General features: G+C 68.0%; 19 protein-coding genes and 3 pseudogenes. 13 read left to right on the top strand and 9 right to left on the bottom strand.

Annotated features, from left to right (window positions below):
* Nucleotides 1-106: 106 nt before the first annotated feature.
* The 4 genes and pseudogenes from EV375_RS03265 to EV375_RS29520 all read left to right on the top strand — a co-directional run.
* Complete coding sequence (locus tag EV375_RS03265) at nucleotides 107-1,510, top strand: sugar ABC transporter ATP-binding protein (RefSeq protein WP_130298107.1); 1,404 nt, start codon at nucleotides 107-109, stop codon at nucleotides 1,508-1,510.
* A gap of 96 nt (nucleotides 1,511-1,606) precedes the next feature.
* Nucleotides 1,607-2,854, top strand: coding sequence for an ABC transporter permease (locus EV375_RS03260; RefSeq protein WP_130298106.1), 1,248 nt, complete (start codon nucleotides 1,607-1,609; stop codon nucleotides 2,852-2,854).
* Nucleotides 2,855-3,084: 230 nt separating this feature from the next.
* On the top strand, nucleotides 3,085-3,639 hold the full coding sequence (locus EV375_RS29525) for an amidohydrolase family protein (RefSeq protein WP_486588247.1): 555 nt from the start codon (nucleotides 3,085-3,087) through the stop codon (nucleotides 3,637-3,639).
* Between the two features lie 42 nt (nucleotides 3,640-3,681).
* Nucleotides 3,682-3,817: pseudogene (locus tag EV375_RS29520) on the top strand (IS982 family transposase); the annotation flags it as partial.
* Between the two features lie 503 nt (nucleotides 3,818-4,320).
* Here EV375_RS29520 and EV375_RS03250 read toward each other — a convergent pair.
* Both EV375_RS03250 and EV375_RS03245 read right to left on the bottom strand, forming a co-directional pair.
* Nucleotides 4,321-5,619 (bottom strand): amidohydrolase family protein, encoded by a 1,299-nt coding sequence (locus tag EV375_RS03250; RefSeq protein ID WP_130298104.1) that lies wholly within the window; start codon nucleotides 5,617-5,619, stop codon nucleotides 4,321-4,323.
* A 262-nt stretch (nucleotides 5,620-5,881) separates the two neighbouring features.
* A complete protein-coding gene (locus EV375_RS03245) occupies nucleotides 5,882-7,066 on the bottom strand; it encodes an aminotransferase class I/II-fold pyridoxal phosphate-dependent enzyme (protein WP_130298103.1) in 1,185 nt (394 codons plus the stop codon).
* A gap of 152 nt (nucleotides 7,067-7,218) precedes the next feature.
* On the opposite strand from EV375_RS03245, the gene EV375_RS03240 reads away from it, so the two are divergent.
* Nucleotides 7,219-7,662 carry an Lrp/AsnC family transcriptional regulator gene (locus tag EV375_RS03240; RefSeq protein ID WP_130298102.1) on the top strand — a complete coding sequence of 148 codons (444 nt, stop codon included), beginning with the start codon at nucleotides 7,219-7,221 and terminating at the stop codon, nucleotides 7,660-7,662.
* 164 nt (nucleotides 7,663-7,826) lie between these two features.
* On the opposite strand, the gene EV375_RS03235 is transcribed toward EV375_RS03240, so the two are convergent.
* Nucleotides 7,827-8,669 (bottom strand): PhzF family phenazine biosynthesis protein, encoded by an 843-nt coding sequence (locus EV375_RS03235; RefSeq protein ID WP_130301559.1) that lies wholly within the window; start codon nucleotides 8,667-8,669, stop codon nucleotides 7,827-7,829.
* Between the two features lie 321 nt (nucleotides 8,670-8,990).
* On the opposite strand from EV375_RS03235, the pseudogene EV375_RS03230 reads away from it, so the two are divergent.
* The 4 genes and pseudogenes from EV375_RS03230 to EV375_RS03215 form a co-directional block, all read left to right on the top strand.
* Nucleotides 8,991-9,488 (top strand): annotated as a pseudogene (locus tag EV375_RS03230) (transposase); the annotation flags it as partial.
* A 59-nt stretch (nucleotides 9,489-9,547) separates the two neighbouring features.
* Nucleotides 9,548-10,009: a DDE-type integrase/transposase/recombinase gene (locus EV375_RS29515; RefSeq protein ID WP_130301558.1), complete on the top strand. Its 462-nt coding sequence runs from the start codon at nucleotides 9,548-9,550 to the stop codon at nucleotides 10,007-10,009.
* Complete coding sequence (locus EV375_RS03220; RefSeq protein WP_207227970.1) at nucleotides 9,922-11,283, top strand: IS30 family transposase; 1,362 nt, start codon at nucleotides 9,922-9,924, stop codon at nucleotides 11,281-11,283. The genes EV375_RS29515 and EV375_RS03220 overlap by 88 nt, the downstream gene beginning before the upstream one ends.
* A 50-nt stretch (nucleotides 11,284-11,333) precedes the next feature.
* A complete protein-coding gene (locus EV375_RS03215) occupies nucleotides 11,334-11,591 on the top strand; it encodes an integrase core domain-containing protein (RefSeq protein ID WP_486588687.1) in 258 nt (85 codons plus the stop codon).
* A 526-nt stretch (nucleotides 11,592-12,117) separates the two neighbouring features.
* On the opposite strand, the gene EV375_RS03210 is transcribed toward EV375_RS03215, so the two are convergent.
* Nucleotides 12,118-13,071, bottom strand: a complete 954-nt coding sequence (locus EV375_RS03210; protein ID WP_130298099.1) for a pirin family protein — start codon at nucleotides 13,069-13,071, stop codon at nucleotides 12,118-12,120.
* 232 nt (nucleotides 13,072-13,303) lie between these two features.
* Here EV375_RS03210 and EV375_RS03205 point away from each other — a divergent pair, with 232 nt between their 5' ends.
* Both EV375_RS03205 and EV375_RS03200 read left to right on the top strand, forming a co-directional pair.
* Nucleotides 13,304-14,065, top strand: coding sequence for a pirin family protein (locus tag EV375_RS03205; RefSeq protein WP_130298098.1), 762 nt, complete (start codon nucleotides 13,304-13,306; stop codon nucleotides 14,063-14,065).
* Between the two features lie 153 nt (nucleotides 14,066-14,218).
* Entirely contained in the window at nucleotides 14,219-15,094 is an 876-nt protein-coding gene (locus EV375_RS03200; protein ID WP_130298097.1) for a helix-turn-helix domain-containing protein, read from the top strand.
* Between the two features lie 104 nt (nucleotides 15,095-15,198).
* Here EV375_RS03200 and EV375_RS03195 read toward each other — a convergent pair whose 3' ends face one another.
* Complete coding sequence (locus tag EV375_RS03195) at nucleotides 15,199-16,971, bottom strand: FAD-dependent oxidoreductase (protein ID WP_130298096.1); 1,773 nt, start codon at nucleotides 16,969-16,971, stop codon at nucleotides 15,199-15,201.
* A gap of 17 nt (nucleotides 16,972-16,988) precedes the next feature.
* Nucleotides 16,989-18,881 (bottom strand): maleylacetate reductase and hydroxyquinol 1,2-dioxygenase domain-containing protein, encoded by a 1,893-nt coding sequence (locus tag EV375_RS03190; protein ID WP_486588246.1) that lies wholly within the window; start codon nucleotides 18,879-18,881, stop codon nucleotides 16,989-16,991.
* A gap of 516 nt (nucleotides 18,882-19,397) precedes the next feature.
* Here EV375_RS03190 and EV375_RS03185 point away from each other — a divergent pair.
* Nucleotides 19,398-20,357, top strand: coding sequence for an IS630 family transposase (locus tag EV375_RS03185; RefSeq protein ID WP_130298094.1), 960 nt, complete (start codon nucleotides 19,398-19,400; stop codon nucleotides 20,355-20,357).
* A gap of 209 nt (nucleotides 20,358-20,566) precedes the next feature.
* Here EV375_RS03185 and EV375_RS03180 read toward each other — a convergent pair whose 3' ends face one another.
* Nucleotides 20,567-21,667, bottom strand: a complete 1,101-nt coding sequence (locus EV375_RS03180; protein WP_486588686.1) for an NAD(P)/FAD-dependent oxidoreductase — start codon at nucleotides 21,665-21,667, stop codon at nucleotides 20,567-20,569.
* Nucleotides 21,668-21,835: 168 nt separating this feature from the next.
* Here EV375_RS03180 and EV375_RS03175 point away from each other — a divergent pair.
* Nucleotides 21,836-22,842 (top strand): annotated as a pseudogene (locus EV375_RS03175) (IS30 family transposase); the annotation flags it as partial.
* A gap of 210 nt (nucleotides 22,843-23,052) precedes the next feature.
* On the opposite strand, the gene EV375_RS03170 reads toward EV375_RS03175, so the two are convergent.
* The gene (locus EV375_RS03170) at nucleotides 23,053-23,826 is read right to left on the bottom strand and encodes an acetoin reductase (RefSeq protein ID WP_130298092.1); all 774 of its coding nucleotides are present in this window, start codon (nucleotides 23,824-23,826) and stop codon (nucleotides 23,053-23,055) included.
* Between the two features lie 160 nt (nucleotides 23,827-23,986).
* The gene (locus EV375_RS03165; RefSeq protein WP_130298091.1) at nucleotides 23,987-25,036 is read right to left on the bottom strand and encodes a 2,3-butanediol dehydrogenase; all 1,050 of its coding nucleotides are present in this window, start codon (nucleotides 25,034-25,036) and stop codon (nucleotides 23,987-23,989) included.
* Nucleotides 25,037-25,156 lie beyond the last annotated feature (120 nt).

The following is a 25,156-nucleotide window of genomic DNA, read 5'->3' as shown; positions in this document are numbered from 1 at the left end:
CCGATGACGGCACGACGCTCGCGCGTCCGCACACGTACTCGAACACAGACGGGGAAGCGCAGGGCCCTCCGCGCACCACCACGAGACGACCAGGAGGTTCGTCGGTATGCCAACCCATCTCCTAGAAGTCAACGACGTCGTCAAGTCCTTTCCCGGCGTCCGTGCCTTGGACGGCGTGACCCTCCACCTCGAACGAGGCGAGGTCTGCTCGATCAGCGGCGAGAACGGCGCTGGCAAGAGCACCCTTCTGGCAATTCTCGGAGGAGCACTGAAGCCTGACCGGGGCTCGGTCTCACTCGACGGCGTCGAACGCCACGAGTACACCCCTGGGGTCGGGCTGGCAGACGGCCTCGCGATCGCCCATCAAGAGCCTGCCGTCGTTCCCCAACTCACCGTCGCACAGAACGTCGTGCTCGGCCGCTCCCGGGCAGAGCGAGCAAAGATGCCCGACGTCGTGGGCCAGGTCCTTGAGGACGTCCGCCTCATGGGCTTTCCCTTGAGCCCGAAAAGCCGGCTGGCGACCCTGAGTCCTGCCCAGCGCCACGCCCTCACGATTGCCCGGGCCTTCGCTTTCAATCCGAAGGTCGTCGCTCTCGACGAACCAACCACCAGCATGCTCGAGCACAACGTCCAGCACGTGCTGAAGCGCATACGGGAACTCGCGCACGAACGCGGTGTGGGCATCCTCTACGTGTCCCACAAACTGCCCGAGATCATGAGCGTTTCCGACTCGGTGCTGGTTCTGCGGGACGGCAAAGTGGCCTCCAGGAGCCCCATCGGGCAGACGGATCAGGGCCAGATCGTGCGCCGCATGGTCGGCCGCGAGCTTCTTCAGTTCACCCGCCAACACCCGCTGACACCTGACCGTCCGGTCCGTTTCACCGCAAGCCGAGTGACTCATCCGAACGGCACCGGCCCGATATCACTGGACGTCAGACAAGGCGAAGTGCTGGGCATCACAGGGTTGGTGGGATCAGGACGGACCGAATTCCTCCGGGCTCTCACCCGGGCGGACAGCGGATGTTCCGGGGATGCCGGGATCGACGGCCGCCGGCTGGAGATCTCCAGTCCGCGTGACCGTCGACGCGCGGGCATCGCCTTCATACCGGAGGACCGCAAGGGACAAGGACTGGTGCTCGGACTTCCCGCCTACGCAAACGTGGCCATGACCGCGAGCAACGAGTTCAACGCCCTTGGCCCGTTCACCAGCCGCAGGAAGCAACTGGCAGCCGCCTGCGAGACGTCCCGCGCACTCGAACTGCGGCCATCCGATGTCACGTTGACAGCACGGCAGTTCTCCGGTGGAAACCAGCAGAAGATCGCCATTGCAAAATGGATGTGGCGAGACGCGTCGGTATACCTGTTCGACGAGCCCACAAAGGGTGTCGACATCGGGGGCGGTCCGAGATCTACAAGTTCATCGATGAGCTGGCCGGTGCGGGCAAAGCGGTCATCGTCGTCTCGTCAGACCTGCCCGAAATCATCACCCTCTGCGACCGGGCACTGGTGATGCGTTCCGGGCGGATCAACTCCACACACGAAGCAGCCGAGATGACGGAGCACTCACTCGTGGCGAGCGCCATGGGGCACACGGAAGGGGCAACCGATGAATGAGCCGAACCACTCGGCCCGACCGGGAGGCTTGAAGCTTCCCGCCGTCAGCGCACAGGCACTCGGCATCTACGTCGCCGCGCTGGCGATCTTCATCCTTCTCAGCTTGCTCGCGCCGGGTTTCCTCACGCTGGGCAACCTCCGCGATGTCGCCGTGTCCGCCTGCATCAACGCGATCATCGGCCTCGGTGTCACATTCGTCATCATCACCGGCGGCATCGACCTCTCTGTCGGTTCCATCGCCAGCTTCGCCGGCATCGTCAGCGCCACCTTGATGGTCGATCACGGCGTGACTCCCGTCGCGGGCCTCTTCATCGGCCTCCTGGCGGGCGCAATCTGCGGACTGGCCAACGGCGCCCTGGTCACGGGCCTGAAACTCCCGCCATTCATCGCCACGCTGGGCACCATGAGCGTCTTCCAAGGATGCGCATACGTGGTGACCGAAGGGGACCCCGTCTACGACGTCCCGCAGTCCTTCGTGTTCATGCTGAACAGCTACATCGGCGGCATCCCCACAGGGGTGGCCCTGGTGCTCTTGATAGGGCTCGTGACATGGCTGCTGCTGCGCCGAACCGTCTTCGGCGAGAACGTGATCGCCGTCGGCGGCAGCCAGGAAACCGCCTGGCTGTCAGGCATTCCCGTCAAGCGCATCAAGCTCGGCGTCTACGCCCTCTCCGGGGCCTTGGCGGGCCTGGGCGGACTTGTCTTGGTCGCACGCATCAGCGCAGCACAGCCAGAGGGCGGCAGCCCCTACCTCCTGACGGCGATCGCCGCCGCAGTGATCGGCGGGGCGAACCTGATGGGCGGGGAAGAACGCATCGCGGGCACCCTCGTCGGAGCCCTGATCCTCGGTGCCCTCACCAACGGCCTGGTACTGCTGAACGTGCCGAGCTTCTACGAACAGATCGTCACCGGTGCCGTCGTCATCGTCGCGGTCGCCGTCGACCAGGGCGCCAAGGGATGGCCGATGCTGCGAGGCCGGCCAACGGACCCGCCGGCACTCCCGTCTCCGCACACGACATGGCACAGCGCATCGCGATACTGCCCGAGGCGGCCGAGCCCACCTCGTGTGCCGCTTCGGCCGGTGAGACGCCGTGAGCACGACTGCGCGCCGGGAAGCGGCAGATCGGCGGGTGAATCTCCCCGTTGTCGACGCACACCACCACCTGTGCAACTTCAGCCGCCAGTCCTACCCCTGGCTGGAGCGGCCCGTCGAGCAGGGATTTCCCTACCACGGCGATGACACGTCGTTGCGCCGGGACTACCTCGTGCAGGACTATCTCGCCGATGCCGACGGCATCGATCTGATCGGATCGGTACACGTTGAGAACGGCGCGGCGGACCCCCGCAGGGAAACCGAGTGGCTCGTCGACATCATGCGGTCCGCGCAGATTCCTTGGGCGCTGGTGGCCAAGGCCGACCTGCTGTCCGGCAACGCCGCCGAAGACCTCGAGTGGCAGGCAGCCCAGCCAGGTGTGCGTGGATTCCGACAGATCCTCAGCTGGCACCCAGACCCGGCGTACACGCACACAACCGTCCCGGACATCATCGAAGCCCCCTCATGGCTGGACAACTTCAACCGGTTGTCCGGACTCGGACTCTCCTTCGACCTCCAGATCTACCCGCACCAAATGGAACAGGCGGTCCTACTGGCCGCGCCTTCCCCGAGGTGCAGATCATCCTCGACCACGCCGGGATGCCGATCAGCCGGAACTCGCCAGCTGGCGGGAGCAGATGCGCCTCCTTGCCCAGTGCCCCAACGTTGTCTGCAAGATCTCCGCCATCGGCACCCAGGACCATCATTGGACACCCGACTCCGTCCGGCCCATCGTGCTGGGCGCGATCGAGGCCTTCGGCCCCGACCACAGCATGTTCGCCAGCAACTTCCCCGTGGACAGCCTCTACTCGACCTTCAGTGAGCTGTACGCCGCCTTCGACGAACTGACCGCCGACTTCAGCAGCCACGAGCGGACTCGACTCTTTTCGGGTACGGCGACCGAGGTGTACCGGCTGGCTTCCACCGAATGACGGCTTCTTCCCGCCGCGAAAGGGGTCCTGCCACCCACTGCGATCGAGTCGGCCAACGACAGCCTCAAGGGCCGGCTCGACCTGGAACAACACGGCGGGCGGCCCTTCGAAGGCGTAACTGTCCGCGTTGCCCAGCGCATTCTCGCGATGACCACGCATTTGGCACAACTGTGAGACTCATGGGGGCCCTCCGGGACCAGGTCCGACCGCTGGTGGCCAAGCTCGTCTACCGGGACTTCGCCGAGTAGATCGACGACCGGCGATACCGGGCGGGACCGGTGCTGCGTCCCGCCGAAGCCGCCGAGGCACCGGTGGCTCTGCTGCGCGGGGTCGCTCACCCGCATCTGCAGACTCTGGTCGACCGCGTCGACGGGACCGCGAACCTCGCTCAGCACCACGACCCTCTCCTGCGGACGCGCCAGCGCGATGCTGCAGACCACCCGCGGATGGGAGTGCCTCGCCGACGAGTTCGAACGGAACAGCCTGGGTCAATTCGCCCAGGTGGCCAACGGCCAACGGGCCGGGAGCATCCGTGATGACAGAATCGGACACTGCAGCCCTTGCGGTGGAACACGAGTCTTGGCGGACCCGAGAACCACTACAAAAGCTGCACCCGTAACACCAGCCGGAGCAACGAGAGTTGCACCGCAGGCAAGACCCCTAACCGAACGGCATTGCCCCCTAGTCCGATTCCGGCCGTGGGCGCCATGTGCCGTCGAGTGGGATGCCGGCTGCCGTCGCGATCCGGTTGCGTGATTCGAGCAGTCGGGTCCTCAGCGCCGCCAAGTCCAGGTCCAGCAGCACGCCGTCGCGTTTGACCACGCGGCCGGCGACGAGGACGGTGTCCACCAGGCCGGGATGGCCGGCGCTGACGATGGTGGCGACCGGGTCGGTGACCGGGAAGACGGTCAGGTCGTCGGCGCGCAGAAGGATGACGTCGGCGTCCTTGCCGGGTGTGATGCTGCCGGTTTGGGCGTCGAGCCCGCACGACTGGGCGGCATCGACGGTGGCGAACTCCAGCAGGTCCCGGGAGCGCAGGCCGCCGTCCAGGCCGCGCTGCACGGCGAAGGCGGTACGCATGGTGGAGAACATGTCGCCGCCGGCCGACGGGACGTCGTCGATGGACAGCGTCGGGCGCAGGCCGGCGGCCAACGCCCGGCCTGTTATCGGCGATCCGAACCCCAGCTTCAGCTCGACGTCCGGGCTGATCGACACCGAACTGCCCGCTTCGGCGAGCATCCTCAGCTCTTCGTCGCTGATCCCGTTGGCGTGCACGAACGTGGTGGTGTCCCGCAGCAGACCGTGCTCGCGCAAATCGGCGACCGGGCGCTGCGTCCCGCCGCCGACGACATGCACGCTGGTGTGCAGGTCGAGTTCGGCTGCCAGGTTCAGGTCCTGGGCGACGGTGGCCATGCTGGTGTCCTCGGGTCCGCGCAGCCCCAGCGCCATGGTGACCAGGCCGTCCCCGGCAAGGTCGGAGCGGACGCGGCGGATGTCGGCGTCGACGGGGTCGGGGGTGCCCCATCCGGCGCCGAGGCAGAAGATCGACCGCCCCGGAGCGTCCCGCAGCGCGGTAACGGCGGCGTCCTCGTGCTCGTGGCTCTGTGCGACGTGGTACCAGTCCAGCATCGTGGTCACGCCGGAGTGCAGGGCCTCCAGGCGGCCGACCAGGGTGGCCGTATAGACGTCCTCGGGCTGGTAGTGGGGTTTGACCGTGCCGTGCGTGGCCACTGCCCACTCGGGGAACGTCCAGTCCGCGCCGACGCCTCGGAACGTGGTCTGCCAGGTGTGGCGGTGGTTGTCCACGAAGCCGGGCATGACGATCCGGTCGGTCGCGTCGATCACCTCGGCGTCCGGCGCGTCAACGCGCTCGGCCACCTCGACGATCACGCCGTCCTCGATCAGCACGTCACCGCGGTCGAGATCGCCGACAGCCGGGTCCATGCTGACCACGGTGCCGCCAGTGAGCAGGGTCTTCATCGGATGAACTCCTTCACAGGCGCTTTCGGAATGTTCAAGATCATGTTGTGGCGGCCGCCGCGGCTCTGCCTGTGGCCGAGAAGATGAGCTGAGGACGGGCAGGCCCTTGTGCCGCAGGTAGACAACGAGGGGGAGGGGCACGCCAGGCCACCGGTCATGAGGGCGCCGTTGACGTCCTGACGCCCCCAGTAGTTGGGGTGCGGGCCCCGCAAAGCATTGGCACGCGTGCCTTGGGCGTCGCCGCCGCGGCACGATCGGTCGCTCAGGCATTACCCGCTAGGCCGTGGACCGCGTCGGCCGCGGCGAGTGCGTCGGTAACTAGGTCGGACGCTTCCTCGGTGCCTGCGGCCAGCCGGACCAGGCCCAACGGAACCGATTCCGCGATCTGTTCCTCGCTGAGCATCCCGCGCCACATGGACGCCGGGTGCACGGCCAGCGATTCCACGCCGCCGAGGCTGGCCGACCGCCGGGGGTAGCGCAGCCGGCCGAGGAAGGCGTCGGCCATCTCGAAACCACCGGCGAACTCGATGCCGAGCACCCCGCCGAAGCCGCTCATCTGACTGGCAGCCAGCTTGTGCTGCGGGTGAGTCGCGAGACCGGGATAGTGCACCCGGCTCACTGCTGGATGCTTGTTCAGCGCCTCAGCGAGCGCCTGGCCGTTGGCGTTGTGCCGTGGCACCCGCAGCGGCAGGGTGCGCATGCCGCGCAGCAGCAGCCACGCGTCGATGGGACCGAGGGTGGCACCGGTGAGCAGACCGACGTCCCAGATCCGGTTCAGGAGCTCTGCCGGCCCGGCCAGCACTCCGGCGGAGACGTCGGAGTGGCCGTTGAGGTATTTGGTCGCGCTGTGCCAGACCAGGTCGATGCCGAGGTCCGCCGGACGCTGGTTCAGCGGCGTGGCGAAGGTGTTGTCCGCCATAGTCAGCGCGTCGTGCGCGCGGGCCAGTTCCGCGACGGCGCGCAGGTCGGTGATCTGGAGCAGCGGATTGCTCGGCGACTCCACCAGGATCAAGCGGGTCTGCGGGGTCAGCGCGTTCGCGAACGCCTCCGGGTCGGTCTGGTCGACCAGCGTGGTCGAAACGCCAAGGCGTGGCAGCAGATTCTGCAGCAACGACGCGGTCCCGCCGTAGGTGGACTTCTGCCCGATGACGTGGTCACCGGCTGAGACCAGGGCCAGCACGGCGGTGGTGAGCGCGGCCATCCCGGACGCGGTGACCATGGCCGCCTCGGTGTTCTCCAGTTCCGCGACGACGGCCGCGACTTGGGCGTGGTTCGGGTTGCCGAAGCGGGTGTAGAAGTCCTTGCCGCGCGGTTCGACGGCAACCTGCGCGAACGCCTCCCCGTTCTCGGCCCAGAACGCAGCCGTCTGGTAGATGGGCGGTGCCACGGCGCGGCTGGAGTGGACATCGCGATCAGCGTGGACGGTGATGGTGCTGTTGCCCGGCATGGGTGCCCTTTCGTGGACCTCGGTATGACGCCATGAAGCATGGCCGACCATCGCTCCGATCTGAGTGAATCCCGGCAACATTGGCAGCAAATTGCGCTCAGGGCAGGCGCAGGATTGTGGTAGTGAAGCTGTTGGAGCAATAATCTGCCGCCATGGACGAGGTGGACCGGTCGATTCTGGCTGTGCTCGAACAGCACGGTCGCATCAGCAACACCGAGCTCGCCGCGCGGGTCGGGCTGTCGCCGTCGCCCTGCCTACGGCGCGTGCACCGGCTTGAGGAAGCCGGGGTCATCCGCGGTTACCGGGCGATGATCGATCCCGCCGCGGTCGGCCGCAGTCTGCGGGTGTTCGCCGGGGTGCGGCTGATGCGGCACACCCGCGCGGACGTGGTCGCGTTCGAGAGCGCGGTCACCCGGCTGTCCGAGGTGGTCCACAGCCACCACGTCACCGGCAACTTCGACTATCTGCTCCAGGTCGAGGTCGCCGACCTGCCCGCCTACGAGGACTTCCACGCCAACCAGTTGGCCGGTCTGCCCCACGTGGCGACGGTGACCAGCTACGTCACCATGAAAACGCTCTCCGGAGACACCACCTGACGGCCCCGGCCCGGCGGCTCATCTGAAGTGCCGGGCAGCCCGGGAGAGCGACCGATCGTGCGAGCACAGACACCCCCTGCGGCAGCCATGGGTGATCCGGCGCGCGAACCGCCAGGAAGATGCCCCTACTCCGGCAGTCGCTGCCGCATCCGCATCGAGCCCGTTCACAGCGTGATGGCTCCACGGATGCAGACGGTGGCGGCGCCGCTGACCCAGACGATGCCGTCCGCACCGGAGGTGATCTCGATGCTGGCCGCCCGGTCAAGCCTCGCGCCCTGGGAGACCCGGTAGGCGGAGGGCGCGGCGCCGGTGGAGGTGAGCCACTGCCCGACGCCGGCGTTCATGCTGCCGCACGCGGGGTCCTCGGGTACGCCGGCACCGGGGGCGAAGGTGCGCATCTCGAAGTGGTGCTCGGATCCCTCGGGGTAAGCCCCGATCGCGCCGACCATCGCGGTCGGGATGAGGGACAGGTCGGGGTCGAGGGCGAGGACCTCCTCGGCGGTGGCTAGCCGGACCACCGCCCAGCCGGGCCCGTTGTCCACCCACTGGTGAGCCAGGACCTGGTCGCGCGTGATGCCGAACGCGTCGACGATCCGGTTCAGGTACGCATCATCGAGCGCGCCCTCGCGGACCCGTGGGGGCGCGGCGAAGGACAGGACGTCCTCGCCTCGGCGCACGGTGACCAGGCCGGCGGCGCATTCCTGCACGATGCGGTCTGCGTTCCGCGGCATGCCGCCGCCGTCCAGCCAGGCATGCGCGGAGCCGAGCGTGGGGTGTCCGGCGAACGGCAACTCGCCCTGGGGCGTGAAGATCCGCAGCCGGTAGTCCGCCTCAGGAGTCGTCGGAGGCAGGACGAACGTGGTCTCGGACAGATTCGTCCAACGCGCCAGGCGCTGCATCTCCTCATCGGTCAGATCCGTCCCGTCCAGGACGACCGCAACCGGGTTGCCGGAATAAGGACTCGTGGAAAACACGTCGACCTGCACGAACGAGCGTGTACGCGGCATCGTCACCAAGGGCCTTTCGTAGCGACTGCAGCGAGTGCTGTGCGTCCACACGTCAGCGGAAGCAAGCCCATCCCAACGAGGCTTGCGTGGTCGGGACAGAGCCAGTCACAACAAATTGGACCGACGGACCGGGACATGAGGGCGGGGCGCACATCGTCGGACTCGTGTCGCGAGACGACGCGATGCCCCGCGCCCGTCTCCGAGGAGTTCCTGCCATTGCCGGGTTGAGGCCCTCCTTGCACAGAGGGTGAGCTGAGCCGGATTTTGTAGCGGCCTGAAGCCAGGCCCGATCGCCTCGGCAGATGGGAGAACACAAGTCCTATGCCTGCATCACGGAAGTACCCCGACGGGCTGCGAGAGCGAGCCGCCGGCGAAATCCACACCTCCGGCCGTCCGGTCGCCCACGTCGCGAAAGACCTGGGCATCCACAAGGAAGCGCTGCGGCAGTGCGTCCGCCAGACCGAGGCCGACCAGGGCGACCGGCCGGATCTGCTGACCACCGCCGAGCGGACCGAGTTGACCCAACTCCGCAAGGAGATAGCCGAGTTGCGTCGGGCGAACGAGATCCTGAAAGCCGCATCGGTTTTTTATTCGCGATGGAGCTCGACCAGCCCCGCACGAGGCCGACGCGGTGATCAACCACCTCCGCGACGACTTCGGGGTCGAGCCCGTATGCCTGGAACTGGATCTGTCGGTCTCGGCATACAACGCCCGACTTACGGAGCCCGGTGGATTCACCGCCAGCTGCGGCGCGGAGGCATCACCGCGGCCCGATGCACCGTCGAACGCCTCATGCGCGAAGACGGCCTCGAAGGTGTGATCCGCGGGCAGCAGCGCCGCACCACCATTCCTGAGCGGTCCGCCCCAGGCCGCCCGATCTGGTCAACCGGCGCTTCACCGCAAGCCACCCGAACCAGCTGTGGGTCGCCGACCTCACCTGCATCCGCACCTGGTCGGGCTGGGTTTACGTCGCCTTCGTCATGGACGTGTACTCGCGGATGATCGTCGGGTGGCAGCTCGCCACCCACATGCGGACCGATCTCCCGCTGGACGCACCGGAGATGGCCTTGTGGCGGCGGGGAATCAAGAAGGGCTCGGATCTGATTCATCACAGCGATCGCGGATCGCAAGGCGGATTCAACTGGTCGTCGCAACACCTTGATCACGGAGGTGTGCGTTGGGGCGAGGCAAGACGCAGAAGGTGCCGGGGGTGCCTGCGGGTGCGCGACGGCAGTGGGCGGCAGATCGGGCGATGCGACCGCCGATGCGTTCACCGGGTCGCCCGGAGCCGTCTCGTGCGGTTCAGCGGGACTTCTGGCGGCAGATCGCGTCGGGAGTGACGACGGCAGAGGCCGCGGCGGCTGTCGGCGTTTCGTGGCCTGTCGGAACCCGGTGGTTCCGCCACGCTGGCGGGATATCGCCGATCAGCCTGGACGAGCCCACCGGCCGCTACCTGTCGTTCGCCGAGCGTGAGGAGATCGCGTTGCTGCACGCCCAGGAGCTCGGCGTGCGTGAGATCGCCCGCAGGATCGGACGCGACGCGGGCACGATCTCACGCGAGCTGCGCCGCAACGCGGCGACCCGGGGCGGCAAACCGGTCCATCGGGCTCTGGTGGCGCAGTGGAAGGCGCAGCAAGCCGCGAAACGCCCGAAGGTCGCGAAGCTCGCGGGCAATGACAGATTGCGTGAATACGTACAGGAACGGCTCGCCGGCAGCGTCCGCCGCCCCGACGGCACGACCGTCACCGGGCCTGAAACGCCCGCTTGGAAGGGGCTGAATAAGCCGCATCGGCAGGACAGACGATGGGCGGCAGCATGGAGCCCGGAACAGATCTCACACCGACTCCATGTCGACTTCCCCGATGATGAGTCCATGCGCATCAGCCACGAAGCGATCTACCAGGCGCTGTTCATCGAAGGCCGTGGCGCGCTCAAGCGGGAGCTGGTCACGTGCCTGCGCACCGGCCGGGCGCTGCGGACTCCCCGTGCACGGTCGCGGAACAAGCCGCAGGGGCACGTCACCGCGGACGTCCTCCTCAGCGAACGCCCCGCCGAGGCCGCGGACCGTGCGGCCCCCGGACACTGGGAAGGCGATTTGATCATCGGGACGGGCCGCTCCGCGATCGGCACGCTTGTCGAGCGCAGCAGCCGCTGCACGCTCCTGGTGCACCTGCCCCGGCTCGAGGGCTGGGGCGAGAATCCGCCGGTGAAAAACGGCACCCCGCTCGGGGGCTACGGCGCGATCGCCATGAACAGGGCGCTCACCACGGCGATGACCCGACTGCCCGGGCAACTGCGCAAGACCCTCACCTGGGACCGCGGGAAGGAACTCTCCGGCCATGCCCAGTTCGCTCTCGATACCGGGACGAAAGTGTTCTTTGCCGATCCGCACTCGCCCTGGCAACGACCGACGAACGAGAACACGAACGGGCTGCTACGTCAGTACTTCCCGAAGGGCACCGACCTCGCCCGCTGGTCGTCCACGGACCTCGAAGCCGTCGCACTGGCGATCAACAATCGACCCTGCAAGATCCTCGGTTGGCGGACACCGGCCGAGGCCTTCGAGGAACAGCTACGATCGCTACAACAGCCCGGTGGTGCAACGACCGGTTGAACTTGCCCAATATGTATCAATTCGCTACGGTGAGCGGCTGATTGAGGTCGGTGCAACCGCCTCAGTTGGTTCCGTCGCGGACAGCTACGACAACGCGATGGCTGAAGCAAGCTTTCAACGGTTCCTTCAAGGCCGAGCTGATCGAGCATCGAGGCCCCTGGCGTGACGCTCACCAGGTCGAACGTGCCCTCGTCCAATGGGTCGGCTGGTACAACACCGAGCGCCTGCACTCCGCCCTCGACTATCTCCCACTCGAGGAATACCAGGCCCAACACCACCGACCCCAGGCACCCCCAACAGCAGCCTGAACACACACAAACCGGCCGCTACGAAACCCGGGGCAGCTCAAACCTTGCCGACGTCGGTTCCCGCCCAGTTCCGGGCCACGAGCTCCTCCGGTCGTTCGCCGTGCAGAGTGCATCCGGACGACCTCGCCAGCGTGGTCCTACTCAGCGATACCCGCGGACTCGCAGCTCCTCATCAGTGGTCGAGTCGTCGTGCGGCCCCGGGCGGCCAGGTGCCACAGGAACCATGGAAGGCAACCACCCCCGAGCCATGCCCGAGGCCACTGGATCTTCCGGGCCGTACGACAGCCCATCCGACCCGCCAACAACGTAGGACCGCCCCCCAGGTCATCGAATTCGACAGGGGGCAACAGTCATGCCGGGCCCGGAGGCCAACGGCCCTCTTGCAGTACCGCAAGGAAGAGAACGGGGCGGGCGCGCCCTTGGGGAGGGGCGCGTCTTCGCTCGTCCGGCCCGGAACGCAGGGACTGGCCGGTCCCGTCGTCCAGACCGGGCGCCGCCGCTCGCCTTGCTCATCGGGCACCCGGGCTCATCGGTCGTCCGGCGCCTGCTGCCAGTAGGGAGCCTTGGCCGGGATGAGGGGGAGGGAGGATTCAACGCGGCCGAAGCGGTCGTCCTGCCGGGCCCAGGAGTTGTAGGCGGCGTCGACCTCTTCGCGGCTGCGGCAGACGAAGTTCCACCACATGATGATGGGTTCGGGGAAGGGCTCACCGCCCAGGAGCATGACCCGGGTGGATTCATGGACGTCCAGGGGAAGTTCGTCCCGTCCTTCGCCGAGGTAGCCCAGCCGCCCGGGGGGCAGGGGCTGGTCGCGGACGGCGACGGCGCCCTTAAGGACGATGAGCGCGTACTCCCAGTCGGGGCGCAGGGGCACCGTGACCGGTGCGCGCAGGTCCAGTTCGACGCCGACGAGCGGGGTGTCGTGGCGGGCGGGGCTGTTCAGGCTGCCGAACTCGCCGATCAGGACGGTGGCGGCGCCGGCTCCGCCGTCGAGGTCGGCCCGCGGCAGCTGCGCGTGGTGTTCGAAGGCCGGTGCGCCGTGCCGGGTGCTCTCCGGAAGGGCGGTCCACATCTGGATGCCCTCCAGGGTGCCGCGGTAGTGGCCGGTGCCTTCCTCTGCGTGGGAGACGGCGTGGCCGGAAGTCATCAGGTTGAGCTGGCCCGGCTTGATGACCTGCTCGGAGCCGAGGCTGTCGCGGTGGAGGACCTCGCCGTCGGTCAGCCAGGTGACGGTCTGCAGGCCGGTGTGGGGGTGCGGTCCGACGTCCAGACCGCTGTTCTCGGTGACGTCGGCGGGCCCCATGTGGTCGGCGAAGCACCAGGCGCCCACCGTGCGTCGGCCTCGGCGTGGCAGGGACCGGCGCACGCGCAGCGCGCCGACGGTCGCCTCACGGCCGTCGCTTACCTCCAGGCAGGGCGGGGCGGGGTGTCCGGTGTCGGCCTGATCGGCAGGGGCGTCGGCCTTGCTGACCGGTCCGCTCATCTCCAGACCTCCTTCTTCATGTCTCGCTCGGGTGTGTCACGGAGGGGGTTCGTGGCTGCGCGGCGCCCGGTGGCGTTTCGCATGCTTGTGCCGGTACGGGCGCGGCTCGGCGCTTGCGGGATCCTCCCGCCCTCATTGCGCTCCCCGGGGTGGGGAATGGCCGATGAGCCAGTTGGTATAACATTCAACTAAATCCTATGGCCCTGCTTCCACCGACGACAAGGACAACGTCATGGCCTTCGCCCCCGACGTCCGCCGCGCCGGCGAGCGCTTCCACACCCGTGCCGGCTGGCTCGACTCCCGGCACTCCTTCTCCTTCTCCCGTCACTGGGATCCCAACAACACCCACTTCGGGCTGCTGTTGGTCTCCAACGATGATGTCGTGGCGCCGGGCACCGGCTTCGAAACCCACCCTCACCAGGACATGGAGATCATCACTTGGGTCCTGGACGGCGGCCTGGTCCACCAGGACTCCGAGGGTCACAACGGGGTGATCTACCCCGGCCTCGCCCAGCGGATGAGCGCCGGTTCCGGCATCCTCCACAGTGAGAAGAATGACTCCTGGACCCTCACCGGTGAGCCCGTCCACCAGGAGCCAGTCCACTTCATCCAGATGTGGGTCATCCCCGACGAGGCCGGCATCAAGCCCGGCTATGAGCAGCTCGACATCAACGACCAACTCTCCCGCGGCGGTTGGACCACCCTGGCCTCCGGCATGCCCCGGCACACACACCAGCGCGCGATCGGCATCCGGCAGAAGGAGGCCGCCCTGCATGTCGCCCGCATTCGCCCCGACGAGACTCTCCCGATCGTCACCGCCCCCTTCACTCACCTCTTCCTCGCCCGCGGCAGCGCCGAATTGGAGGGCGCAGGCGCCCTGGCCGTCGGTGACGCCGTCCGCATCGTCGGTGCGGAGGGTCAGCGCATCACCGCCGGTCCCGAGGGCGCCGAGGTCCTCATGTGGGAAATGCGTGCCGCCATCTCCAAGACTTGACAGCGCACGCTGAACTTCCCGTGCAACAGGGAGACTTGAGTGATGCCCCACGGGGACGTCCGGGCGCCGGATCGTGAGGCGGATCAGCGCTTCCCAACCCTCGCGGAAAAGCTTATTCTTCAATTTCATCAGGTGTCACGAGGAGGTCGCGCCATGGCTGAGCTCGGTCTGGCCGACACGGTCGGCATCCTGCAACAGCCCGGCGTGCGTACACGCCACAGCAGCACGGGGCTCGGGTGGGAGCGGCTGTATCTCTCGACACAGGAAGAACAGCCCTACCGCGCCGCGTTCGGTCCGGCCTCCACGCACCTGGTGATCCTGCACCTCGACGGCCCCGTGACCGTGCGCCGGGGACGAGGTACGGGTGCCCGGTCCCGGACGATTTCGCCGGGCGGGCTGTTCGTGCAGCCGGCCGGACGGACCCTCTCCGTCCAACTCGGCGGCCGACTGGACACCATTCATGCCTATCTCAGCGACGACGCCCTGCGCGATGCGAACGGTGGGCGGCAGGTCGCACTCTCCGAGGAACTCGGTGCCACCGATCCACTCACCGAGCAGCTTCTGCTCGCGCTGGCGGGCACGGTCCGTTCCTGGGAGCCCTCGGCCCGTACATACACAGACCACCTGACCGGGATGCTCGCCGCACAGCTCGTACGTCGCCACCAGGCCGCCACCGCCTCGCCTCCCACCGAACCTGGGCCGTCCGGGCTGTCCCCCCGGCAGCTCGCCGCGGTGCGTCAGCTCATGGAGGACCGGCTGGCCGACCCCTTGCCCATCGCGGACCTCGCTGCCGCGGCCGCGCTGAGCTGCAGCCAGTTCACGCGGCAGTTCCGGGCGAGTACGGGCCAGTCGCCGCACCGCTTCCTGCTCGGGCAGCGCCTGAAGCTGGCGTGCCGGCTGCTGCGTACCTCCTCCGACCCGATCGCGGAAGTGGCCATGCGCTGCGGCTTCTCCCACCAGGAGCATCTCACTCGGGTCATGCGCGCCCGGCTCGATACGACCCCGGCAGCCCTTCGCCGGGCCGGCTGAGGGCGCGCACACGTCGCTTCAGGGCTTCAGGGCTTCAGGGCTTCAGAGGCAAGGCCAAGGCCAGGACCACAGCCACGAGCTGATCGATGCCGGGTGCTTTTCCTCTATCGCGTGAGCACCCGGCGCAGCGCCCCGAGGAGTTCGTCCCGGGCCGATTCCGCGGTCGTGGGCGGGGCGGCGCTGCGCCAGGCGACATATCCGTCCGGGCGGACCAGCAGCACCCCGTCCTCGGCGACCTCCGAGATGCGGCTCCACTCGCCGTACGCGTCGTGGCAGCCCTCCTCGCCGATACGGACCACCCGCAGCGGCACGCCGAGGGCATCCCGGCAGGCGCTTGCGGCGCTCTCCCAGAGGCCGCCGGACAAGCCGGTCAGCACGGTGAAGACGCCGTTGCCCACGACGTCCAGCGTGGACACGCGCTCTCCCCTCTGATCGACGAGCCAGGCGTGCGGAAGTTTGGCACCGGGCCGGGTCGTCGGCTGGTGGACCAACTCCCGGTCCTGCTCCCAGGTTTCGGCGGGACGTTCGTCAGGCAGTACAGAGGCGGAGACGTAGCGCTGGTTCATCTCGACGCCGTGCGCGTTGAACTCGTAGTTCTTCAGCTGGATCGCCTCGTCCAGGAGCCGTCGCTTCTTGGCGCCCTCGGGCGACCGGGCCCGTAGCGCCGCGAGCCCCTCGGCTATGGCCCCTTCGTCGCTGCCGGCGCCGACGCCGAGCACCTCGAAGATTGGCCCGAACTGATCGCGGCTGAGATTGGCCCGTTCGACGATCTGCCGGCCGACGGGGGCGCGTTCGGCTGTGTAGGTCTCCAGCAGCTCGGGCCCGGCCTCCCCGCGGATCACCATGGCGAGCTTCCAAGCGAGGTTGTAGGAGTCCTGTACGGAGGTGTTGGAGCCGAGCCCGTTGGACGGCGGGTGGCGGTGCACGGCGTCGCCCGCGCAGAAGACCCGCCCCGACGAGTACCGCGTTGCGTAGGAGTGGTTGACGGTCCACAGCGACGTCGACGTGATCTCCACCGGGAGGTCGGGGTCGCCTATGAGGTCGCGCACGATCTGCCTCGCCGCCCTCTCGTCCAGGTCCGGTGGCGGCTCCTCGATGTCGTACCCCCACACCAGCAGCCACTCGTACCAGGGGCGGACCATGCGGACCAGACCCATGCCGATGCCACCGGTCTCCGCCCCCGGCCGCAGCACCCAATACAGGACGCTCGGCCGGTGGGCGCAGTACCGGGTGAGGTCGGCCTTGAAGACGATGTTCATGCTGCCGGCCTTGGCCATGCGTCCGTCGGACGGAAGGCCGAGCTGCTCGGCGACCCTGCTGCGCCCACCGTCGGCACCGATCAGGTAGCGGGCACGCACGGTGAACTCGTCGCCGCGGATCCGGTCACGCAGCAGGGCGGTGACGCCGTCCTCGTCCTGGGTGAAGCTGAGGAACTCGGTGTCGAAGCGGACCTTGGCGCCGCGGGTCGCCGCGTTGCTCACCAGGATCGGTTCCAGGTAGGTCTGCGGCAGGTCGATCATCTCGCAGGGGCTCTTCGAGCTGTACTCGGTGGCCGTAGTGGGCCCGGTGCCCCAGCTGCGGATACGCCCGATCTCGTCCCCGGTGAGCGCCGTGCACAGCACCGTGTCCCCCATCAGCTGGGACGGACTGCCCGACGCCAGCGCCTCCGACTCGACGCCGAGGTCGCGCAGCACCTCCATGGTGCGCTGGTTGGTGATGTGTGCCCGCGGGGTGTTGGCCAGCCAGCCGTACTTGGTCACCAGCAGGGTGCGGATGCCGTACGTGGCCAGCAGCAGTGCGGCCGAGCCGCCGGCGGGGCCGCTGCCGACGACGAGGACGTCGGTGTCGTATGGATCGTGCGCGTCGGTGGTGCTCATGGGTGGGCGCTCCTCGGTCATCCGGCCAGCGGGGCGAGACGGAAGGTGTAGTCGAGACGGCGCCACTCACCGTCGACCTGGCGGCCGTCGGGAGTGGAGCCCGTCTGCGGGGCGAAGTCGGCGATGAGTTCGTCCTTGACGCCGAAGACCGTGTCACTGCCCAGGTAGGTGCCGCCCGAGACGAACAGCTGCGTGACGAGCCGCCGATGCCCGGGCGCATCGCACAGGAAGTGGAGGTGAGCCGCCCGGTAGGGGTGGCGCCCGACCGCGGTGAGCAGCTGCCCGACCGGTCCGTCCTCGGGGATCGGATAGTCCGAGGGCAGGATGGACCAGAAGGTGATGCGCCCGGCCTCGTCGGTGCGCAGCCGGGCGCGCAGCACCGGCCCGTCGAGGTCGGGGAGTTGGACGTCGTAGTAGCCGTCCTCGTTGGACTGCCAGACATCGACGACCGCTTCCTTGACCGGCTCGCCGTCGGTGTCCGTGACCCGTACGTCCACCCAGAGCGGGGTGCCGGGCAGCCCATGGGAGATGTCGCTGCCGTGCGCGGCCTCGGGCGGACCGTCCACGTAGAACGGGCCGAGAACCGCGGACGGAGTGGTGTCGGGTGTACGGGAGTTGGTGAGCAGGTCCACGGCACTGGATACGCCGAGGGTGTCCGACAGCAGCACGAACTCCTGGCGGGTGGGGGTGCACATCTGTCCGGCGCGGGTGAGGAAGTCGATGGCGCACCGCCATTCCGCGTCGGTGACGTCGTTGGCGGTGACGAAGGTGTGCAGATGCCGGGTGAGGTCGCTCATCAAGGCGCCGATGCGGGGCTCGGGGGCCTGGGCGAAGCTGGCCACCACCTGTTCGGTGAGACGGGCCAGCTTGGCTTCCGTGGCAGGCGGGCCCTGGGGGCGACGCCCGTGCCAGGCTCCGGCCAGCAGCTCGGCGATGCCCTCGGTGGTCAGGTCGCGGGGATTGGGGTACGGCGCCGAGGCGGTCAGCTCGGCCGCGCGGGGGAGTCCGGTCTCCGGCATGCCGAGGTCGCGCAGCGAGGTGGGGCCGCCGAGCGAGACGACCAGGTCGTACACGCCGCTGGGGGCGTCGGGCACCCCCAGGGCGTCGGCGATGCGGCGCATCACGTCGGGCACCGCGGGCGCGTTGTAGGCCATGGCATGCGGCAGGACGACGGTGTGCGTATCGGCGTGCGGCAGGTCGAAGCTGCCGCCGAGGGTGTGACAGAGCTTGTGGTGCAGGCCCATGCCGACCGTGGCGAGGCAGGTCCCGGCGAGCCACGCTGCCTGCAGCAGATCGGCGCGCGCCTCCGGGTCGGCGGGGTCGGCGGCCAGGCGGGGCAGGGCTCTCCCGATCCGGGAGATCGCGTCGAGCGCGTGCTGATCGGTGACCGGATCGGCGTCGGGGGAGTACAGGGCCTCGACGGCGTGCGCGAGAGCGTTGACGCCGCTGGTGACCGCCAGGGACAGGGGGAGGGTGAGCGTGAAGTCGACGTCGTATACGACGGTTTCCGGCAGGATTTCGGCGGACGACTGAGTCACCTTGCGCCCGTCCCGGGTTTCGCCCAGCACCGGGGTCACCTCGGAGCCGGCGTAGGTGGTCGGCAGGATGACCTGCGGCAGGCCCGTGCGCAGGGCCAGCGCCTTGGACAGGCCCGTCGTCGAACCTCCGCCCACGGCCACGACACAGTCGGCGTCGGTTTCCTGGAGCAGGCCGAGGGCCTGCTCCGTGACCTCGGCCGGGGTGTGCATGGCCGCGCCGTCGAACTCCGCCGCCAGCAGGTCGGCGAGTGCTTCTCGGACCCGCGCGGCGGTCTGCGCGAGGGGCCGGCTGGACAGCAGGAGCACCCGCGAGCAGCCGAGCCGCTCGACCTCTTCGCCGAGCCGGGTCACTGTGCCGGGACCGAAGACCACCCGTGAAGGGTGGGACGTATGGACAAACGTCTCCATTGGGTTCCGCCTCCGCTGGTCGTCTGGATACGTCGGGTGCTTGGGCACCGAGTATGTGGATGACGACCGCGTGAACTCCTGCACGATCGGCGCGTCCTTCTGCACGAAACGCGTGTGTGCGGGGGTGGGGGCCGCGGGGGCCCGTGGAGGGAGGGCACTTGGACACGTTTCGCCGAGTGCGTCCTTGCCGGGGAGTGGCCGGCGGCATCCACAGCTGTCATCGCGCTCATCGACGGCAGGCAATGACACCTGCCGTCGTATCAGCCCCGGCATCCCCTCCGTCACCGGACCATGTTCGTCGGCCTGATGGACGGCGACTGACCCCTGGGTCACCACCAGAGTGGAAGCCAGCTGGGGGCCCACGGCCAGCATGCGTGCTCGCACCTCCACCGCTTCGGGGCCGGCAGCCTCCAGAGCCGAACAGCGTCGTGGGAGCAGGCGGATCACGGGGTGTCACCCTCTTCCGCCGCAGGAGCGGTGGTGTCGGGGTTGCAGGCGGACGTGACCAGTTGGGCCGTGCCGGCCGCGTCCAGCGCGGTGACGGTGACCTCCGCCCCGGCCCGAGCGCGCGCGGCTTCATCGATGCGGTGGAGCGACGAACTGCGCGACGCGCAGCGCTCCGGCCGGCTTCGCATCTACGGGCCCGAGGTGCGGGTTGCGGTGGTGGCCACAGCGACCAGCGCCCCGCCCCATCCGGAGGCAGTCTGGTTGCATCAGGCCGTCGCCGCGCATGTCGCAGCCACCGTCCTTGCTCCGATCTCTGCCTCCCAGGCCGGACGAATCCTGGCCGAACTGGACCTCAAGCCGCACAAGGTTCGCGGCTGGCTCACCCGCCGCGAGTGTCCGCAGTTCTGGAAACGCGCCGCCGACATCTGCGGCCTCTACCTCAACCCGCCGAAGGACGCGGTGGTGCTGTCCGTGGACGAGAAGACCGCGATCGCAGCCCGATCCCGCGAGCACCCTGGCCGGGCAGCCCACCCCGGCTGCCCGGCCAGGCAGGAGTTCGAATACGTCCGCCACGGCACCGTCTCGATCAGCGCCGCACTCAACGTGCGAACCGGTGAGGTTCTCACCCAGCCCATCGCCCGCAACGACGCGGCGACCGTCATCGGCTTCCTGCGGACGCTCGACCGCGTCATCGCCTCCGACCGGCCCATCCACGTCGTACTGGACAACGGTGTCTCCCACATCGCACGGAAGACCACGGCATGGCTGGCCGATCACCCGCGCTGGCACGTGCACTGGACCCCGCCGCACGCGTCCTGGCTCAATCAGGTCGAACTGTTCTTCTCCGCCCTGACCCGAAGGGTCCTGCGTCACGGCGAATTCACCAGCCGCAACGACCTGATCGACAAAATCGACACCTACGTGATCAACCGCAACGACACCGCCAAGCCCTTCCGATGGACCTACGACGGCAGCCGCCTCAAAGCTGCGTGACCCTCCACGAACTAACGCGGAGCAGCACCCTGGATCAGGCCGAACCGCGAAGCGGTCAACGGACACGCGAGCGCTGCAGAGCGGTTCCAGAACCCTGTCCGAGAACGCGAGGTCCCCCAGCCAGGACTGTCATGAACTCGGTGGCCTGTCCGCCAGCTTCGTCGACACCCAGCACCACGAACGACTCCTGGAGCGGCTCCGCGGCACATTCACCTCGTAAGAATCTCGATTGCCTCGAGCATCGAAGCTCCGCGTTGAATGAGCGGCTTCGTTCGCATGACTGCCGCGGGAGCGGAGAAGCCCGCCACGCCCCGGACCACGCCGTCACGGGAGTACAGCAGAACGGGCCGGTCGCGGATGTCCATGACGTCGATGTGATCGGCCGGGTCGATGAACCCGATGCCTTGGATCTTCACCTCGTACTGATCGCTCCAGAAGTAGGGCGGCTCCGCGAGTTCGGGGAGACGGTCCGGGCCGATGGAGACGATCGCCTGGGCCACGATCGCGGCTTGATCGGCGGTCGTCGTCCAATGCTCCACGCGACGGTGCCCGCCCGCGAGTGGGTGCCACCACTGAGCCGCGTCGCCGAGTGCGAAGACGTCCGGCACGTTCGTCCGGCCGCTGCTGTCACACACGATCCCGTCTTGGGTCTCGATACCCGAGCTGTCCACCCAGTCGACGTCGGGAACGATCCCGATCCCCATGACCACGTCACTGCTGTCGATGATCGCCCCGTCTCCCAGTTCGATCCCCCGCACGCTGCCGTCCTCGCTGCGCAGGACCTGGCTGATCGTGGTGCCCAGATGCAGCCGCACGCCGTTGCCGACGTGGAGATCGGCCACTCGTGAGGCGGCCTCCGCCCCCAGCACGCGTACGAGAGGCGCGGACAGGGACTCGACAAGGTCGACTTCGCAGCCGATCTGCCGGGCGCTAGCGGCGATCTCACAGCCGATGAAACCGGCGCCCACGATGGTGATCCGTTTGTTCCGGCGGATACGTTCACGCAACTCCATCGCGTCGTCGATCGTCCGCAGCACGTGGACGCCCGACCCAGGCTCGACTCCCGGCAGGGAGCGGGGGCGGCCGCCAGGTGCCAGCACGAGCACGTCGTATCTGAAGACCTGTTCGTTCTCGGTGACGACTTCGCGGCTGTCGGTATCGAGCGAGGCCACCCGCGAGCCGAGGGCCCATGTCGCGTCCAGCCCGTCGATGTCGCTGAACTCCGTGATGTCGCGCTCACCGCGCAATACCTGCTTGCTCAGCGGCGGTCGGTCGTAGGGCCGGTGGACCTCGCCCCCGATGACGGTGATGGATCCGTGAACGGCTCCGGGCGACCCGGTGAACGCATCGGCGGTCGCATCGCCCGATCTGCCGCCCACTGCCGTCGCGCACCCGCAGGCACCCCCGGCACCTTCTGCGTCTTGCCTCGCCCCAACGCACACCTCCGTGATCAAGGTGTTGCGACGACCAGTTGAATCCGCCATCTCCAGACAGCCGACCGCATCCATATCGCCGACCGGCTGCGGGAGAAGGCCACAGTCCGGCAGATCGCTGCGGAGCTGGACCGCAGCCCGTCGACGATCAGCCGAGAGATCCGTCGCAACGGAATCCCCTTGCGCGGCGACGCTTCCCGATGGGCTTACCGCCCGTACGCTGCCCAGGCCCGCGCGGATGCCCGCCGGCCACGCCCGAAGCCAGGGAAGATCGCGCACAATCCCCGGCTGCGCGCCTTCATCCAGGACCACCTGGACCTACGGTGGAGCCCTGAGCAGATCTGCCAGGCCCTGCGCGGCCGCTTTCCCGACCGGCCGGAGATGCACGTGGTCCACGAGACCGTCTACCAGTCCCTCTACGTCCAGGGCCGGGGCGAACTGCGCCGCGATCTCGCCAAGGCACTGCGCACCGGCCGGGCCCGGCGCAAGCCCCCGCCGTCAGGCCCAGCGGCGCAATCCCCGCTTCCGCGACCCCATGGTGATGATCAGCCAGCGTCCCGCCGAGGTGGAGGACCGGGCGGTGCCCGGCCACTGGGAAGGCGACCTGATCATCGGGAGGGACAGCGCCTCCGTCATCGGCACCCTGGTCGAACGCTCCACCCGTTACGTGCTGTTGGTGCACCTGCCCAACGGCCAGGGCACCGAGCTGGTCCGCGATGCCCTCGTCGAGAGTGTCCGGACCCTGCCGGTCCATCTGAAGCGGTCCGTGACCTGGGACCAGGGCAGTGAGATGGGCCGGCACCTCGAGTTCACCATCGCCACCGACATTCCGGTCTACTTCTGCGACCGGCCAGCCCCTGGCAACACACGGCTCGAACAAGAACACGAACGGCCTGCTGCGACAGTACTTCCCCAAGGGCACCGACCTGTCGGTCTACGCCCGCGAGCACCTGGACACCGTGGCCGCCGAACTCAACGGCCGCCCACGCAAAACGCTCGGCTGGGAAACCCCAGCCGAGCGGCTCGCTAAGCTCCTGGCAACAGCCAGTTGATCACTTGTGTTGCAACGACCCCCGAAATCCGCCTTCCCTGGTCGGGGCCGAGTTGCTTGCTCTCAGCGCGGAGGCGGTGAGATTCGAACCCTTAGTACCCACAGCGGTGACATGGCTGAGCCGGCGCTCTGAACGGGGTGACGAGTGTGGTCTTCACAGCAGCGGCTTGGGCCTAATTGCAACCTGTGCCCGGATCTTAAGAGTCCAGGCTCAGACGAAAAGCATTCCACCGTCGATGAGCACGGACTGGCCCGTCATGTAGTCGGAGTCAGGCCCCGCCAAGTAGGAGACGAAGCTCGCCACGTCCTCACCAGTGGAAACGCGACCGAGCGTGATGCCCTCGGCCATGGCCTTCATGGACTCGCCCTCACCGACGTTATTGATCGCGCCAAGGTCACGGTCGACCTCCACCCACATCTGCGTGTCAACGATGCCTGGACAGTAGGCGTTCACCGTGATGCCGTGCTTGGCCCACTCTTGGGCGGCCGCCTGTGTAAGAGCGCGGACACTGAACTTTGACGAGCTGTAGACGCCCAACAAACCAAAGCCCTTGTGACCGGCGATCGATGAGGCCCCGATGATCTTGCCACCGGCTCCTTGTGTGATCATTAGCCGTGCCGCCTCCGTGTAGCACAAGAAGACGCCGCGGCTGTTGACGGCATGAATCTGGTCGTACTCCTCGGGTGAGACGTCAAGCAGTGCCTTCGTCTGTGCGACACCGGCGTTGGCGACCATCACATCGAGGGATCCGAGCTGTTCGGCCGTGTCGCCGACCAGCCTTCGGACGGAGTCTGGGTTAGAGACGTCGCCGGTAACGGCGATGGCCTGTACGCCGTGGGACTCGAGGACCTTGCGCGTTTCCTCAAGCGCTTCACTCATCGCCGGGAGGTCCGAGACGGCGACGTTGTGGCCGTCCTGGGCAAGCCGCAAGGCGATGGCTTTGCCGATCCCACGGGCGGCACCGGTGACGTGTGCAACGGTCATGTTTGTCTCCAGTCTTTTGGGTTCGCACGTCGTCTCCTGAGAGGCGTGGCACAGGCAGCGGCACGTTGAAGGTGCACGATTGCGGCTGCACGGACTGCTCGCTGTGAGTCCTGCGGCGAACCTGTCTTGGCTGCGTCTTCCAGGAGGCTCACGCAGGCGGTCAGGCCGTGGGGTCGACGAGCAGCTTCATCTTGCGGCCGGCTCGCAACTCTTCGAATCCCTCATCGACCACGCCGCTGAGGGGGACGGTTTCGACCCACCCCGTGGTGTCGTAGTGGTTCCGCCCCATGAGGTCGATGACCGCGCTGTAGTCCTCGGCGGTGTAGCAGAGCGTTCCCAGGATCCGGCGCTCGCGCAGGACGAGGTTGATCAGCGGAGTGGACAGCGGCTTGTCGTAGATCGCGACGCTGACCAGCGGCCGGTGTTCGCCGACGCACTCGAGAGCCGACGCGACCGCGGGCTCCACACCCGCCGCGTCGAACGCGGCGTCGACGCCGTTTCCCTTCGTCCGGTCCGCAATCAGCGCTGGGATGTCTTCGGCTGTCGGGTCGAGCGTTCGCGCACCAAGTGCCTCGATCGACCGTCGACGGGTCTCCGACGGCTCGACGACGTCGATCTCGGTCAGACCCATGCTGCGTAGTGCGAACCAGAGCCCGATCCCGATCGGGCCGGCGCCGTAGACGAGAGCGCTGCCCTGCTCGTCCACATCGGCCTGCCGGGCGGCGTGGTAGGCGACCGACATCGGCTCGACCAATGCGCCGAGTTCGACCGGGACGCTGTCGGGCAGGCGGTGCACCTGATTGCTGGGTACCACGGTGTACTCGGCCATGCCGCCGTCGGCCATGAGGCCGTGGAATCCGACCAAGTTGCAGACGTTGTAGCGGCCGGTCTTGCAGGGGCGGCACTCGCCGCACCGATAGACCGGTTCGATCGTGACGTGGTCACCTTCGCGCACGTCGGTGACACCCTTGCCGATCTCTGTAACCGTTCCGGAGAACTCGTGCCCCATGATCAGAGGCATGCGACTCCCCGTGAGCGGGTGCGGGTCGGCCGACGGGATGAATATGGGGCCGTCGTAGTACTCGTGAAGGTCGGTGCCGCAGATGCCGTTGCGGCTGACCCGCACCTTGACCTGCCCCGCACCCGGTGAGGGCTCGGGACGGTCCTCTATCTCCAGATGTTTGTTGCCGTAGTAGACGGCAGCGCGCATGGCTCCTCCTCATCTCGCGCCGCTCCGGGCTGTGCCTGCAGTAGTGGGAGCGGCCAGGCTTCTGTAGTCGGGGGTCTCAGGCGTAGTGGACGAGCTTCTTGTTCGAGAACTCGTCGAGGC

Source organism: Streptomyces sp. CNZ301 (assembly GCF_004217425.1).
This window is presented reverse-complemented; position numbering and strand designations above follow the sequence as displayed.

What these genes read in the sequence shown, in the direction of transcription:
- EV375_RS03265 (WP_130298107.1), top strand. Translation starts at nt 107, where the DNA reads ATGCCAACCCATCTCCTAGAAGTCAACGACGTCGTCAAGTCCTTTCCC.
- EV375_RS03200 (WP_130298097.1), top strand. Translation starts at nt 14,219, where the DNA reads ATGGCTGAGCTCGGTCTGGCCGACACGGTCGGCATCCTGCAACAGCCC.
- EV375_RS03210 (WP_130298099.1), bottom strand. Translation starts at nt 13,071, where the DNA reads ATGAGCGGACCGGTCAGCAAGGCCGACGCCCCTGCCGATCAGGCCGAC.
- EV375_RS03220 (WP_207227970.1), top strand. Translation starts at nt 9,922, where the DNA reads ATGCGACCGCCGATGCGTTCACCGGGTCGCCCGGAGCCGTCTCGTGCG.
- EV375_RS03260 (WP_130298106.1), top strand. Translation starts at nt 1,607, where the DNA reads ATGAATGAGCCGAACCACTCGGCCCGACCGGGAGGCTTGAAGCTTCCC.
- EV375_RS03205 (WP_130298098.1), top strand. Translation starts at nt 13,304, where the DNA reads ATGGCCTTCGCCCCCGACGTCCGCCGCGCCGGCGAGCGCTTCCACACC.
- EV375_RS03250 (WP_130298104.1), bottom strand. Translation starts at nt 5,619, where the DNA reads ATGAAGACCCTGCTCACTGGCGGCACCGTGGTCAGCATGGACCCGGCT.
- EV375_RS03240 (WP_130298102.1), top strand. Translation starts at nt 7,219, where the DNA reads ATGGACGAGGTGGACCGGTCGATTCTGGCTGTGCTCGAACAGCACGGT.
- EV375_RS03195 (WP_130298096.1), bottom strand. Translation starts at nt 16,971, where the DNA reads ATGAGCACCACCGACGCGCACGATCCATACGACACCGACGTCCTCGTC.
- EV375_RS03170 (WP_130298092.1), bottom strand. Translation starts at nt 23,826, where the DNA reads ATGACCGTTGCACACGTCACCGGTGCCGCCCGTGGGATCGGCAAAGCC.
- EV375_RS03245 (WP_130298103.1), bottom strand. Translation starts at nt 7,066, where the DNA reads ATGCCGGGCAACAGCACCATCACCGTCCACGCTGATCGCGATGTCCAC.
- EV375_RS03165 (WP_130298091.1), bottom strand. Translation starts at nt 25,036, where the DNA reads ATGCGCGCTGCCGTCTACTACGGCAACAAACATCTGGAGATAGAGGAC.
- EV375_RS03235 (WP_130301559.1), bottom strand. Translation starts at nt 8,669, where the DNA reads ATGCCGCGTACACGCTCGTTCGTGCAGGTCGACGTGTTTTCCACGAGT.